We start from the raw sequence: 14,238 nt of genomic DNA, 5'->3' as shown, positions 1-14,238 counted from the left end.
TGGTCGGTGATGCCCCCCGCGCGGGACTCTGAGTCCCTCAAGGTGGCCTTCACGGCGTTTCGGGGTGCCGCCGGTCACGCCGGGGGGATATTCAGGAGCCCGGGTCGTCACGCACGGCTATCCTTGGACCAAGTATGTCCACACCATCCCCTTTCGAAGCGCTGCGTGCGCGCCTGCCCGAGCTGATGCCGCGCGACGAGCACCGGCTGCGCAGGCGGCTCGACGGTGCCCGTAAGGCTCGCGACCGTGACGCCGCCCTCGCCAGGATCGCCGCCGACGTCGACGCCGCGGAGCTGCGCCTGCTCTCGCGCCGCGAGAGCGTGCCCAAGATCGAATACCCCGGAGAACTGCCGGTCAGCAGGCTCAAGGACGAGATCGGCGCGGCCATCGCCGCGCACCAGGTCGTGATCGTCGCGGGGGAGACCGGCTCCGGCAAGACCACGCAGCTGCCGAAGATCTGCCTCGAGCTGGGCCGCGGCGTCCGCGGGCAGATCGGGCACACGCAGCCGCGGCGGCTGGCCGCGCGCACGGTCGCCGACCGGATCGCGAGCGAGCTGAAGACCGAGCTGGGCGACACCGTCGGCTACAAGGTGCGGTTCACCGACCAGTCCGGGCAGGACACCCTGGTCAAGCTGATGACCGACGGCATCCTGCTGGCCGAGATCCAGACCGACCGCTCGCTGCGCCAGTACGACACGCTGATCATCGACGAGGCGCACGAGCGCAGCCTCAACATCGACTTCATCCTCGGCTACCTCAAGCAGCTGCTGCCGCGCCGCCCCGACCTCAAGGTGATCATCACCTCGGCGACCATCGACCCGGAGCGCTTCTCGAAGCACTTCGACGACGCGCCGATCGTCGAGGTCTCCGGCCGGACCTACCCGGTCGAGGTCCGCTACCGGCCGCTCGTCGACCCGGAAGATCCCGAAGGGGACGACGAGCGCGACCAGACGCAGGGGATCCTCGAAGCCGTCGAGGAGCTGTGCGCCGAGGGCCCGGGTGACGTCCTGGTGTTCCTCTCCGGCGAGCGCGAGATCCGCGACACCGCGGACGTGCTCAACCGCGCCGACCTGCGCAACACCGAGGTCCTGCCGCTGTACGCGCGGCTGTCGGCGGCCGACCAGCACCGGGTGTTCCAGCAGCACACCGGGCGCCGGGTCGTGCTCGCGACCAACGTCGCCGAGACGTCGCTGACCGTGCCGGGCATCAAGTACGTCGTCGACCCGGGCACCGCGCGCATCTCGCGCTACAGCCACCGCACGAAGGTGCAGCGGCTGCCGATCGAGCCGGTGTCGCAGGCGTCGGCGAACCAGCGCAAGGGCCGCTGCGGCCGCACGTCCGACGGCATCTGCATCCGGCTCTACTCCGAAGAGGACTTCGAGGCGCGGCCCGAGTTCACCGACCCGGAGATCCTGCGGACCAACCTCGCCTCGGTCATCCTGCAGATGACGTCGCTGGGGCTGGGCGACATCGCGGCGTTCCCCTTCGTCGAGCCGCCGGACCGCCGCCAGGTCACCGACGGCGTCGGCCTGTTGCAGGAGCTGGGCGCGTTCGACAGCGCGGCCGCGGGGAACAGCGACCGGCGGCTCACCGACATCGGCCGCAAGCTCGCGCAGCTGCCGGTGGACCCGCGGATGGGCCGGATGGTGCTGGAGGCGGCGCGGAACGGGTGCGTCCGCGAGGTGATGATCATCGCGGCCGCGCTGTCCATCCAGGACCCGCGCGAGCGGCCGTCGGAGAAGCAGCAGCAGGCCGACCAGCAGCACGCGCGGTTCGCGGACCCGACGTCGGACTTCCTGGCCTACCTGAACCTGTGGGAGTACGTCTCCGAGCAGCAGAAGGCGCTCTCCAGCAACCAGTTCCGCCGGCTGTGCCGCAACGAGTACCTCAACTACCTGCGCGTGCGCGAGTGGCAGGACATCTTCAGCCAGCTCCGCCAGCTGGCCAAGCCGCTCGGCATCTCGCTGAACACGAACACCGACGCCGTCGACCCGCAGAAGGTGCACACGTCGCTGATCGCCGGGCTGCTCTCGCACATCGGGCTCAAGGACCCGGCGAAGGGCGACTACCTGGGCGCGCGCGGCGCGCGGTTCGGCGTCTTCCCCGGCTCGGCGCTGTTCAAGAAGCAGCCGCGCTGGGTGATGTCGGCCGAGCTGGTCGAGACGTCCCGGCTGTGGGCGCGGGTCAACGCGCGCATCGAGCCGGAGTGGGTCGAGCCGCTGGCGCAGCACGTCGTCAAGCGCACCTACTCCGAGCCGCACTGGGAACGCAAGCAGGGTGCGGTGATCGCGATCGAGAAGGTGACGCTCTACGGCGTCCCGCTGATCGCCGACCGGCGGGTCAACTACGGCCGGATCGACCCGGAGATGTCGCGCGCGCTGTTCATCCGGCACGCGCTGGTCGAAGGCGACTGGCAGACGCGCCACCACTTCTTCGCCGAGAACCGGGCCCTGCTCGAGGAGGTCGAGGACCTCGAGAACCGGGCGCGGCGCCGCGACATCCTGGTCGACGACCAGACGCTGTACGAGTTCTACGACGCGCGGGTCCCGGCGGACGTGGTGTCGGTGCGGCACTTCGACACGTGGTGGAAGAAGGCCCGCCACGAGCAGCCGGACCTGCTGTCGTTCGAGAAGTCGATGCTCATCAACGAGACCGCGGGCGGCGTGCGCGAAGGGGACTACCCCGACTCGTGGACGCAGGGCACGCAGGTCTTCAAGCTGACCTACCAGTTCGAGCCGGGCGCGGACGCGGACGGCGTCACCGTGCACATCCCGCTGCCGGTGCTGAACCAGGTCACCGAGGACGGGTTCGACTGGCAGGTGCCGGGCCTGCGGGCGGAACTGGTGACGCAGCTGATCAAGTCGCTGCCGAAGGCCTTGCGCCGCAACTTCGTCCCGGCGCCGGACACCGCGAAGTACGTCCTTTCGCGAGTGTCGCCTTCGGACGGTCCGCTGCTGGAGGTGCTGGGCCGCGAGCTGCGTGCGTTGCGCGGGATCACGATCCCGTTCTCCGACTGGGATCTCGCCTCGGTGCCGGATCACCTGAAGGTGACGTTCCGGGTGGTGGACGAGCGCGGCAAGCGCGTCGCCGAGGGCAAGGACATTTCGCTGCTGCAGCTCAAGCTGGCGCCGAAGGTCCGGGAGACCATCTCGAAGGCGGCCAACAGCCTGGAGAAGGCCGGCTTGACGAAGCCGTCGTTCGGTTCGCTGCCCCGGGTTTTCGCCTCGACGCAGCGCGGCCACGACGTCAAGGCGTACCCGGCGCTGGTCGACGAGGGCGCGTCGGTGGCGGTCCGGATGCTGGACACGCCGGCCCAGCAGGAGCACGCGATGTGGGCGGGCACGCGGCGGATGCTGCGGCTGAACCTGAGCTCGCCGATGAAGTTCATCACGCGGTCGCTGACCAACTCGTCGAAGCTGGTGCTGAACCGCAACCCGCACGGAAGCGTGGCGGCCCTGCTGGAGGACTGCGTCGACTGCGCGGTGGACTCCCTGATGGCCGCGGGCGGCGGCCCGGCGTTCGACGAGACCGGGTTCAAGGTGCTGCTGGAGAAGGTCCGGGCGGGCCTGCACCCGGCGGTGCTGGACGTGCTGACGGACGTGGAGAAGATCCTCCGCGCGGCCAACGACGTCGAGGTGGCCCTGCCCGCTGCGCGCGGCCCGGCGGAGTCCCTGGCGGACATTCGTGCCCAGCTTTCCGGCTTGGTCTACCCGGGTTTCGTGACGGCTACGGGCGCTTCGCGGCTCCGCAACGTCGTCCGCTACCTGCAAGGCATCTCGCGGCGCCTGGAGAAGCTGGCCACCGAGCCGACCCGCGATCTCCAGCGCACCGCGGACATCGCGTGGATCACCGGGGAGTACCGCGAGGCTGTTGCTTCCCTGCCGCCCGGCACGTCGTCGCCCGCGCTGGACGAGGTCCGCTGGATGATCGAGGAGCTGCGGGTCTCGTTCTTCGCCCAGACCCTGGGCACGGCCCACCCGGTCTCGCTGAAACGCATCACCAAGGCCCTGGACGACGCCCTCGCCTGACCCCGGCCGTTTTGCCTCGTTCACCACTTCTGTCGGTTGACCTGGACCAGGGGTGAGTAAAGCCTGGGGCGGCTGAGGATCCACTGGCCTCCAGGGAAGGACAACCCGATGTCCTTGGGTGTTTTATCCGTTAAGCGAAGAATCGCGATCGCCCTCGCGGCGTTCGTCGTGCCCCTCACCGTCGTCCTGTCGCCGGCCGCCACGGCCGCGACCGGGGGTGCGCCACCACCCGCCGACACCGGGACGGCCAAGCACAAGCTCGCCGCCGCGGCGGCGCAGGCGCGGCACGACGTCCCCAACCCGCTGCTCAAGGAGCAGTTCGCCGAGGAGGAAGAGGAGGACGGCGACGATCCCGCGTTGTCCGCGCTCTGCCAGACCTACATCGGCAAGCCGAACCCGTACCGGCCGGTCGCCCCCAACACCGACGTCATCCGCGGCGACACGATCGTGCCGACCGGCAGCCAGACCGGTTGCAGCACCGCGCAGAACGAGACCACCATCGCCGTCAACCCGGAGAACCCGCGCAACATTGTGGCCGGGTCGAACGACTACCGGCTCTACAACACCCGTGAGTCCCGCAACGACTCCGGCGGTTTCGCCTACACGTCCTTCGACGGGGGCCGGACCTGGGCGAACGTCCAGCTGCCGCACCTCGACTTCCCGACCGGTGCCGGCGCGCCGTTGTCGTACATGGACGCCGCGGGCGACCCGGCCGTCGCGTTCGGCCCGCACAACACCGTCTACTACGCCACCCTCGTGTTCAGCCGGGCCGCGGTGCCCGACGACCAGCAGTCCGCCAGTGGCATCGCCGTCTCGGTCTCGCACGACGGCGGGCGCACCTTCGGCGACCCGGCGGTGCTCGAACTCGACGGCGTGACGCCGGCGGGCACGCCGACGCCGACGTCGATCTTCAACGACAAGGAGTGGATCGCCGCCGATCCCCGCACCGGTGACGTCTACGTCTCCTGGACGCAGTTCACCTACGACGCCAGCGGCACCTACACCGAGTCGCCGATCGTGCTGTCGAAGTCGGCCGACTTCGGCCGGACCTGGTCGCCCAAGCGCCGGGTTTCGCCGTCGCTGAGCGGTTTCCACGGCGGGATCACGCCGTTCGGCAGCGGGTCCAACCCGGTGGTCACCCGGGACGGGACGCTCCAGATCGCCTACGAGACCTCGGTCTGCGCCACCGCGGCCTGCGATCAGCCCGCCGACCACGACGCGGTCGTCGTGGCGACCTCGCGGGACGGCGGCCGTACCTTCCGGCACGCCGAGGTCGCTTCGGACTTCGACTTCCCGGTCGACGAAGACGTCGCCAACAACGCGCTGACCGGCGAGAACTTCCGGATCAACAGCTTCCCGCAGCTGACGTACGACCGCGTGGCGGACCGGCTCTGGGTGACCTGGGCCGACGACCGCAACGGCACCTACCGCGACGGCGAGTCGGTCAAGACGAACGGCGACGCGTTCCTCAGCGGCTCGGACGGCCGTCACGGGTGGTCGAGCCCGGCCCGGATCGGGTCCGGCGCGGACGAGGTGTTCCCCGCGGTTTCGGCGCTCGCCGGGCGGGTCGCGGTCACGTTCTACACCCGCGCCTACGACCCGCGGGGCATCGGCCTCGACTACGCGTACACCACGGGCTGGGGCGCCGGCGCGGGTTCGGCGCCGATCCGGCGGATCACGACGCAGACGGCGAACCCGCAGGTGCAGTTCGTCTCGACCGGCGCGGAGACCGGCAAGGAGCTGCAGGGCGTGTTCATCGGCGACTACACGGCCGCGGCCGTCGGCGCGGACTTCCGGCTGCACCCGTGCTGGACGGACTTCCGCGGCAACCCGGGCACGACCCTGCCGAACCAGGACGTCGGGACGCAGAGCCTGCCGATGTTCCCGTGACGTGGTGCTCCCGGGCGGCCCGTGTGCCGCCCGGGAGCGGCACCTACTTGGCGTCGGCGTAGTTGTCGACCGGGGCGATGTGCATCGGGAAGCGGACCGGGCAGGCCTCGCCGAACAGCATCCTCGCCGCCTCCGCGATGCTGTCCACAATGGACTCCGACACGACCGGGGCCAGTTCGGCCGGGGTGTGGACGATCACCTCGTCGTGCTGGAAGAAGACCAGGTGCGCCGGGGACGGCAGGCGGCGGCGCAGCGTCGCGAGCATCACCGCCGTCATGTCCGCCGCGCTGGCCTGGACGACGAAGTTGCGGGTGAACCGGCCCCAGCCGCGGGACGCCCGGCGGGCCTTCAGTTCCGCCGCTTCGTCCGAGGCCAAGCCGCCGGTCAAAGCCCGCCACGCCGCCGAAGGGGCGGGGGAGGTGCGGCCCAGGCGGGACCGGACGCGCTCGCCGCGCTCGCCCGCCTGCGCCGCGTGCTCCACATAGGACACCGCGTCCGGGAAGCGCTGCCGCAGCAACGCCAGCAGCGGCCCCGCCTCGCCGGACGTGCCGCCGTACATCGCCGACAGCATCGCGATCTTCGCGCGCGCCCGGTCGTCCCGGTCGTCGTCCGGTGACAAGGGGACCCAGCGGGCGCCCGAGAACAGGGCTTCGCCGAGACGCGCGTACAGGTCCGTCGCCGCCGCGACGTCGGCCAGCCGCCGGTCGCCCGACAACGCCGTCAGCACCCGGGGTTCCAGCTGGGCGGCGTCGGCCACCACCAGCTTCCAGCCCGGGTCCGCGCGGACGCACGTGCGCAGCACCTTCGGGATCTGCAGCGCCCCGCCGCCGCGGCTGGCCCAGCGGCCGGACACCACGCCGCCGACGACGTAGTGCGGGCGGAACCGGCCGTCGGCGACCCACTCGTCGAGCCACGTCCAGCCGTTCGCGGTGTGGAGCCGCGACAGCTCCTTGTACTCCAGCAGCGGCCCGACCGCCGGGTGGTCGATGCCCTTGAGGAAGTACTTCCGCGCCGACGGCACCTCGATCCCGGCGCGGGCCAGCGCCCGGACGACACTCGGCGGCGAGTCCGGGTTCACCGCCCGCCCGCCGAACGCCTCGGTGATCTTCGCGGCCAGCTCGACCAGCACCTTCGGCCGCTCGCCGGCCCGCACCCGCGGCCCGAGCCGCGCGGTCAGCAGCTCCTCGTGCAGGTCCGCGCGCCAGGGCAGGCCGTCGGCTCCCATCTCGGCCGCGGCCAGCGCGCTCGCCGACTCCGCGGCCAGCAGCAGCCGGAACCGGTCGGGGTACTCGGTCGCCGCGACCCGCCGCTCCTGCTCGGCGAGCACGCGCTGGACCGCCGTGACGACCGTCACGCCGTCGGGCAGGGTCGGCGTCCGGGTGTCGAACAGGGTCGGCTGCGCCAGCTCGACGTCCGCCGCATCCGACGGCGGTTCCTCACCGTTCGCCCTGGCCCAGGCCGCGCGCAGGCTCCGCGACTGCCCCTCCTGACCCGCGTGCGCCAGCAGCAGCCCCTCCGCCAGCGCGAGGTCGTGGCACCGCCGCACCCGCACCCCGGCCGCCACCAGCACCGGGTAGGTGCCCTCGACCGACGGGAACACCCACCGCGGCCCGAGCGAGGTCTCCAGCTCCCGGGCCACCTTCGCGAAACCCGGCTCGTCCAAGCCCGTCACGGTCGAGGACGGCGAACGCACGGTGAAGCTCCCGTCCTCCTCCCGCCCGGCGATCACCTGCACGAACACAGTGTGCCGACCACCACCGACAGTTTCGGCACGAGTGCGTCTGGTGCGTCGGCGGCGGGCTTGGTTTACTGTCGAGTAGCCCCCATACCGCCGGTACGGAGGGGGCGCTCTTCCCGCAGCAACGGAGGTGCCTGGATGAGCCTGGTCGCGCTCGCCACGCAGGTGGCGGACAAGGTGGCCGAGACGGCGCGCAGTGTCGACGTGATGCGGAGAGCGGGTCTCGTCCCCTTCCCCCGCGTCGACGAAGGCCTCCGGTCGCTGGTCGCGATCCGCAAGTACGGGCCGTTCGCCGGGGCCAACCACATCTCCGCGCGCCGCGACCCGACCGCCGTCGGCATCGTCGACGAGGTCGGCCCGCTCACCTACAAGCAGCTCGACGACCAGTCGAACGCGCTGGCCAGGGCCTGGTCGGAGCGCGGGATCAAGCCCGGCCAGGTCGTCGCCGCGCTCTGCCGCGACCACCGCGGCCTGGTGCTGACGATGGCCGCGGCCGGCAAGCTCGGCGTCCGCCTGCTGCTGATGAACACCGGGTTCGCGAAGCCGCAGCTGGCCGACGTCGCCCAGCGCGAGAAGGTCACCGCGCTCGTGTACGACCAGGAGTTCACCGGCCTGCTCGACGCGATCCCGGAGGACGTCGACCGCTACCTGGCCTGGGTCGACGACGACAGCGACCTGTCCGACCGGGACGTCCCGGTGCTCGCCGAGATCATCGCCAGCACCGACGACCGGCCGTGGCCCGCGCCGGCCAAGCCGGGCGGGTTCGTGCTGCTGACCAGCGGCACCACCGGGACGCCGAAGGGGGCGCCGCGGCCGCACACCTCGGCGCTGGCGTCCGCGCAGTTCCTCGACCGGATCCCGTTGCGCGCCAACGAAGCCACGTACATGGGCGCACCGCTGTTCCACGGCACCGGGCTGTCGCAGTTCATCCTGTCCTTCGCGCTCGGCTCGACGGTCGTGATGCGCCGCAAGTTCAATCCCGAGGAGACACTGCGCGGGGTGGCCGAGCACAAGTGCACCGCGCTGGTGCTCGTGCCGACCATGCTGCAGCGCATCGTCGACCTGCCGAAGGACGTCCTCGACAAGTACGACACGTCGTCGCTGCGGATCGTCTTCGTCGCCGGTTCGGCGCTGTCGCCGGACCTCGGCAACCGCGCCAACGAGGCGTTCGGGCCGGTCGTGCACAACCTGTACGGCTCGACCGAGGTCGCGGTCGCCACGGTCGCGACGCCGGAGGACTGGGTGAAGGCCCCGGGCACGGTCGGCCGCGCGCCGGTCGGCTGCAAAGTCGCGCTGTACGACGAAAAGGGCGGCCGGATCACCGAGCCGCACGTCACCGGCCGGGTGTTCGTCGGCAGTGGCTTGAGCTTCAGCGGTTACACCGACGGCCGCCACAAGGAGATCATCGACGGCCTGCTCTCCAGCGGCGACGTCGGCCACTTCGACGAGGACGGCCTGCTGTTCATCGACGGCCGCGACGACGAGATGATCGTCTCCGGCGGCGAGAACGTGTTCCCGATCGAGGTGGAGAACCTCCTGGTCGAGCGCGAGGACGTCCTCGAGGCCGCGGTGATCGGCGTCGAGGACCCGGAGTTCGGCCAGCGGCTCAAGGCGTTCGTCGTCCTGGCCGACGGCGCGGAGCTGGACGTCGACGCCGTCCGCGACTACGTCAAGGCGAACCTGGCGCGCTACAAGGTGCCCCGCGACGTCGAGTTCCTGGACGAGCTGCCCCGCAACGCGACCGGGAAGGTGTTGCGCACCAAGCTGTCCTGAGGCTCAGTCCCAGTCGATGCCGAAGACGCCGGGGCCGAAGTCCAGGGCCACCGCGTGGACACCGTCGCCGCCGTCGAGCTTGAGCCGGCGGCGGGTGAGCGTGCCGCCGCTGCCGTGGTGCGCGTACTGCCAGCAGCGGTCCGGCGCGGTGCCCGGCGCGAACCGCACCTCCAGGAGGTATTCGCGCACCGGGCGGCGGAACTCGCGGTAGTGGGTGTTGCGGCACTCCGGGTACGGCGGCCCGCTGTTGGTCAGGGTGTACTCGATCAGGTGCGTCTCGCCGCGGTTGATCGGCTGGTCGAAGACGAGCTCGGCGACGACGAGGCCGTGCGCCTCGTCGACCTCGGCCCGGCCGATCCGGCAGTTGCGCACCGCGTGCAGCTCCGGCGGCCCGGCGGCCGGGTCGTCCTGCGTGTAGACCAGCAGCCACCGGTCCAGGCCGTCGGAACCGGCCTGGAACACCGCGCGGGCGGTCACCGAGCGCTGGCCGCCGTCCTCGGCGATCTCGCACAGGTCGTGCAGCCCGACCAGCTTCAGCGGGTGCTGGCGCTCGAGGGCGTTCGGCGCGCCCACCTTGTCGAGCAGGGGCTGCAGCACCTCGCGGGGGAACGACATCGGCTCGCCGCCGGCTTGGCGCTTGCCGGCACCACCGCGGGGGCGGGGCGGGGGCAGCAGGCCGAGCAGGGACCCCGCGGGGACGTCGAGGATCTCTTCGAGCGTGCGCACGGCCGAGAGGGAGCTCTGCCGCTCCGGCTGCCGCTTGCCGGACTGCCAATAACTGAGGGCGGTGACGCTGACGACGACGCCGCGGGACCGCAGCCGGGCCTGGATCCGGTCGAGCGACAGGCCGCTGGTGGCGATGGCGGCGCGCAGCCGGGTGGCGAACGCGGTGCGTTCACCCTCCTGGTCGCCACTCACCACGTGGTCCGACGTACTGCCCGCCATTGCCGATCCGACCCGCCCCGTGCCGTCTCCCGACGCTCCCCGACACGGTGCACGTTAGCAGGATTCCCGGCCCGTTCCGTCTCCCTCTTCGCGTGGGCCACCGACCGCTTCGGACGTGCGTCCACTCGGGCGAACGGGCTAGTACTGGCAACTGTGAACCATTGCCCCGGCCTGGGCGGACGCGCTTGTATGACCATGCCTGCGCCGACGGTCCGGCCTCCCCCTCACGGGCCGTCCGGGTGCGGGGAACCCGGCCGCGAGAGCGGTTCCGGCTCCGGTCCACCCGGCCGCGTTGTGCGACCGGCCGGGATGACCGCGCGATGACCGGTGGCCCGGCGACGCCCCCAGCGCCGGGCCACCGGTCTTATTACCAACGGGTAGCATCCCAGCCATGACGCTCCGCAAGAACATCCTGATCACGGGCGCGAGCAGCGGGCTCGGCGAGGGCATGGCCAGGCAGTTCGCGGCCAGGGGACGGAACCTGGCGCTGTGCGCCCGGCGCACGGAGCGGCTCGAGAAGCTGGCCGCCGAGCTCACCGCGGCCCACCCCGGGATCAAGGTCGTCACCCGCAAGCTCGACGTCACCGACCACGACAGCGTGTTCACCGTCTTCGAGGAGTTCCGCGTCGAACTGGGGTCCCTCGACCGGGTGATTGTGAACGCCGGGCTCGGGAAGGGGCAGCCGGTCGGCAAGGGCCGGTTCGACGCCAACCGCCAGACCCTCGAAGTCAACTTCGTCGCGGCCGCCGCGCAGATCGAGGCGGCCGCCGGGATCTTCCGCGCGCAGGGCGGCGGGCACATCGCCGTCGTCTCGTCGTTCAGCGCGATCCGCGGCCTGCCGGGCAACCTCACCGCGTACGCCGCGTCGAAGGCGGGCATCTCGGCGTTCGTCGACGGCACGCGCATCGAGCTGAAGCGCAAGGGCATCAAGGTCACCGACATCCGGCCGGGCTACATCGAGTCCGAGATGAACGACCGGATCGGCCGGAACCCGTTGCTGGCCAAGGCCGAGAGCGGGGCCCGGGCCCTGGTGAAGGCGGTCGAGGCCGAGGGACGGCGGGCCTACGTCCCGGCGTGGCCGTGGGTGCCGTTGAGCCTCGCGATGCGCGTGGTGCCGGTCTGGATCCTCCGGAGGTTCGCGTGAGCATCGAAAGCCCCGCCGACGGCACGGTCGACGTCCGCGCCGAGGACGCCTTCGACGCCGCCGCGGTGCACGAGTGGCTGGCGGCCCGCGTCGAGGGCCTCGGCGCCGAGCCGCCGCGGGTCCGGCAGTTCCCCGGCGGCGCGTCGAACCTGACCTACCTGCTGACCTACCCGGACCGCGAGCTGATCCTGCGCCGCCCGCCGGCCGGCCACAAAGCCGCGTCGGCGCACGACATGCGGCGCGAGTACCGCGTGCAGCACGCCCTCAAGCCGGTGTTCCCGTACGTGCCGAAGATGCTCGCGTTCGGCGACGACCCGGCGGTGCTCGGCGGCGACTTCTACGTCATGGAGAAGCTCGACGGCCTCATCCTGCGCGGCAACCTCCCCGAGGGCATGACGCTGGCGCCGGAGCAGGCGCGCGAGCTGTCCGGCAAGGTCGTCGACCGGCTGGTCGACCTGCACGCGGTCGACGTCGAACGCGCCGGGCTGAGTGACCTGGGCAAGGGCGCGGGGTACGTCGAGCGGCAGATCCGCGGCTGGTCGGACCGGTTCACCGCGGCGCGCACGGACAACGTCGGCGACTTCGCCGAAGTGCGCGCGTGGCTGGCTGCGAACCAGCCCGGCGAGGTCAAGATCTGCCTGATCCACAACGACTACCGCCTCGACAACCTGGTGCTCGACGGCCCGGAGACGCTGAACATCACCGGCGTCCTCGACTGGGAGATGGCGACGCTCGGCGACCCGCTCATGGAGCTGGGCAGCATGCTGGCCTACTGGGTGCAGGCCGATGACGACGACGTCATGCAGGCCAGCCGCCGCCAGCCGACGCACCTGCCGGGCGTCTTCACCCGCGAGGAGTTCGTCGCGCGCTACGCCGGGAAGACCGGGCTCGCGATCGGCGACTGGCGGTTCTACGAGGTCTACGGCCTGTTCCGGCTCGCCGCGGTGCTGCAGCAGCTCTACCGGCGCTACCACGACGGCGCCACGCGCAACCCGGCGTTCAAGGACTTCTGGCAGTTCGTCGGGTACCTCGACTGGCGCTGCCGCGAGATCATCGCGAAGGGGCGTGTGTAGGTGGGCGCGATCTACCTGGTCCGGCACGGGCAGGCGTCGTTCGGCGCGGCGGACTACGACGCGCTGTCCCCGCAGGGCTTCGAACAGTCCACTGTGGTCGGTGCGGAACTGTTGCGGCGCAACGTCTCCTTCAGTCAGCTCCGGTCGGGCACCCTGGCACGCCAACGGGACACCGCCGCGACGGCGTTGAAGGTGCTCGGTACCGACGTGCCGGTGATCGAGGACCCCCGCTGGAACGAGTACGACCACGTCGACATCGGGCGGCACCACGCGGGCGGCGCGCCGCAGGAGGATTCGCGCGCCTACCAGGGGGTGCTGGACCGCGCGCTGACGTCGTGGATCGAGGCCGGCTCCTCGGGGCCGTGTGCGGAGACGTGGCCGGCGTTCCTCGCGCGCTGCCGCGGCGCGCTGGAAGACCTGGTGGCGACGCTGGGCAAGGGGGAACACGCGGTCGTGTTCACCTCCGGCGGCGTGATCGCCACCGTCTGCGGCGCGTTGCTGGGGACGCCGGAAGCCGGCCTGCTCAAGCTCAACCGCGTCACCGTCAACGGCGGGATCACCAAGCTGGTGTCCGGGCGCGGCGGTGTCACGATGCTGTCGTTCAACGAGCACCCGCACTTCGAGGCCGACGCGGCCCGGCTGCTCACCTACCGGTAGGAGACGTTCGATGCGGTTCGGCGAGGTCACGCTCATCGAGATCGACGGCCACGGCCCGGAGGACGTCGTCCTCGACGGCGAGGGCCGGATCTACACCGGCGTCGAGGACGGCCGCATCCTGCGGCACACCGCGGACGGGCGCGGCGCCGAAACCATCGCCGACACGGGCGGCCGTCCGCTGGGCCTGGAGCTGTACGGCGACGACGAGCTGCTGATCTGCGACGCGCGGGCCGGGCTGCTGGTGGTGCCGCTGGCCGGCGGCACGCCGAAGACCCTGGCGACGTCCGCCCTGGGCCTGGACTTCGTGTTCTGCAACAACGCGGCAGTGGCTCTTGACGGGACGATCTACTTCACGGACTCCTCGCGCCGCTTCGGCATCGACAACTGGCGCGACGACCTGATCGAGCAGACCGCGGGCGGCCGCCTGCTGCGCCGCACCCCGGACGGCGCGATCGACCTGGTCCTCGACGGCCTCCAGTTCGCCAACGGCGTCGCGCTGGCCCCGGACGAGTCGTTCGTGGCGGTCGCGGAGACGGGCGCCTGCCGGGTGACGCGCGTCTGGCTGCGGGGAACGCGCGCGGGCCAGACGGACGTCCTGGTCGACGACCTGCCGGGCTTCCCGGACAACATCTCGACGGGCACGGACGGCCTGATCTGGATCACCCAGGCGTCCCCGCGCGTACCCGCCTTGGATGTGGTGCGCCGCCTCCCGGCTTTCGTGCGCGCGGGCGTCCGCGCGCTGCCGACGTGGCTGCAGCCCCGCCCGGGCCGCGAGGTGGGCGTGCTGGGCGTCGCGGCGGACGGCAAGGTGGAGCGCGAGTTCCGGGGCGAGATCCCGGGGTTCCACATGCTGGTGGGCGTCCGCGAGTGGCGCGGTCAGCTGTACTTCGGCTCGCTGGAGGAGTCGAAGATCGCGGTCACCCGGGTCCGGTCGTGAGTGAGAAACAGTGTTAGAAAACAGGTTCGCACAACCCCCCCCCCCCCCGCCCG

General features: G+C 71.5%; 9 protein-coding genes. 7 read left to right on the top strand and 2 right to left on the bottom strand.

Annotated elements, in window-relative coordinates; all coding sequences use genetic code 11:
• Positions 1–134 precede the first annotated feature (134 nt).
• On the top strand, positions 135–4,028 hold the full coding sequence (hrpA, locus tag ACGFMK_RS47235) for an ATP-dependent RNA helicase HrpA (RefSeq protein ID WP_392778064.1): 3,894 nt from the start codon (positions 135–137) through the stop codon (positions 4,026–4,028).
• 108 nt (positions 4,029–4,136) lie between these two features.
• Entirely contained in the window at positions 4,137–5,918 is a 1,782-nt protein-coding gene (locus tag ACGFMK_RS47230) for an exo-alpha-sialidase (RefSeq protein WP_392778061.1), read from the top strand.
• Positions 5,919–5,961: 43 nt separating this feature from the next.
• On the opposite strand, the gene ACGFMK_RS47225 is transcribed toward ACGFMK_RS47230, so the two are convergent.
• A complete protein-coding gene (locus ACGFMK_RS47225; protein WP_392778058.1) occupies positions 5,962–7,653 on the bottom strand; it encodes a bifunctional 3'-5' exonuclease/DNA polymerase in 1,692 nt (563 codons plus the stop codon).
• A 141-nt stretch (positions 7,654–7,794) separates the two neighbouring features.
• Here ACGFMK_RS47225 and ACGFMK_RS47220 point away from each other — a divergent pair, with 141 nt between their 5' ends.
• A complete protein-coding gene (locus tag ACGFMK_RS47220) occupies positions 7,795–9,429 on the top strand; it encodes an acyl-CoA synthetase (protein ID WP_392778056.1) in 1,635 nt (544 codons plus the stop codon).
• 3 nt (positions 9,430–9,432) lie between these two features.
• Here the strand turns inward: ACGFMK_RS47220 and ACGFMK_RS47215 are convergent, their stop codons facing one another.
• Positions 9,433–10,374 carry a hypothetical protein gene (locus ACGFMK_RS47215; RefSeq protein WP_392778053.1) on the bottom strand — a complete coding sequence of 314 codons (942 nt, stop codon included), beginning with the start codon at positions 10,372–10,374 and terminating at the stop codon, positions 9,433–9,435.
• A gap of 391 nt (positions 10,375–10,765) precedes the next feature.
• On the opposite strand from ACGFMK_RS47215, the gene ACGFMK_RS47210 reads away from it, so the two are divergent.
• The 4 genes from ACGFMK_RS47210 to ACGFMK_RS47195 are packed head-to-tail and all read left to right on the top strand — an operon-like array spanning position 10,766 to position 14,185.
• A complete protein-coding gene (locus ACGFMK_RS47210; protein WP_392778050.1) occupies positions 10,766–11,518 on the top strand; it encodes an SDR family oxidoreductase in 753 nt (250 codons plus the stop codon).
• Between the two features lie 2 nt (positions 11,519–11,520).
• Complete coding sequence (locus ACGFMK_RS47205) at positions 11,521–12,591, top strand: phosphotransferase family protein (RefSeq protein ID WP_392778066.1); 1,071 nt, start codon at positions 11,521–11,523, stop codon at positions 12,589–12,591.
• Positions 12,592–13,248, top strand: coding sequence for a histidine phosphatase family protein (locus ACGFMK_RS47200; RefSeq protein WP_392778047.1), 657 nt, complete (start codon positions 12,592–12,594; stop codon positions 13,246–13,248).
• 10 nt (positions 13,249–13,258) lie between these two features.
• Entirely contained in the window at positions 13,259–14,185 is a 927-nt protein-coding gene (locus ACGFMK_RS47195; RefSeq protein ID WP_392778044.1) for an SMP-30/gluconolactonase/LRE family protein, read from the top strand.
• The last annotated feature ends 53 nt before the right edge of the window (positions 14,186–14,238 follow it).

Origin of the sequence: Amycolatopsis sp. NPDC049252 (genome assembly GCF_043197175.1) — a bacterium.
In the GTDB taxonomy this organism is placed as follows: domain Bacteria; phylum Actinomycetota; class Actinomycetes; order Mycobacteriales; family Pseudonocardiaceae; genus Amycolatopsis.
The sequence above is the reverse complement of the archived record's forward strand: the minus strand, read 5'-3'. Positions and strand labels throughout refer to the sequence as shown.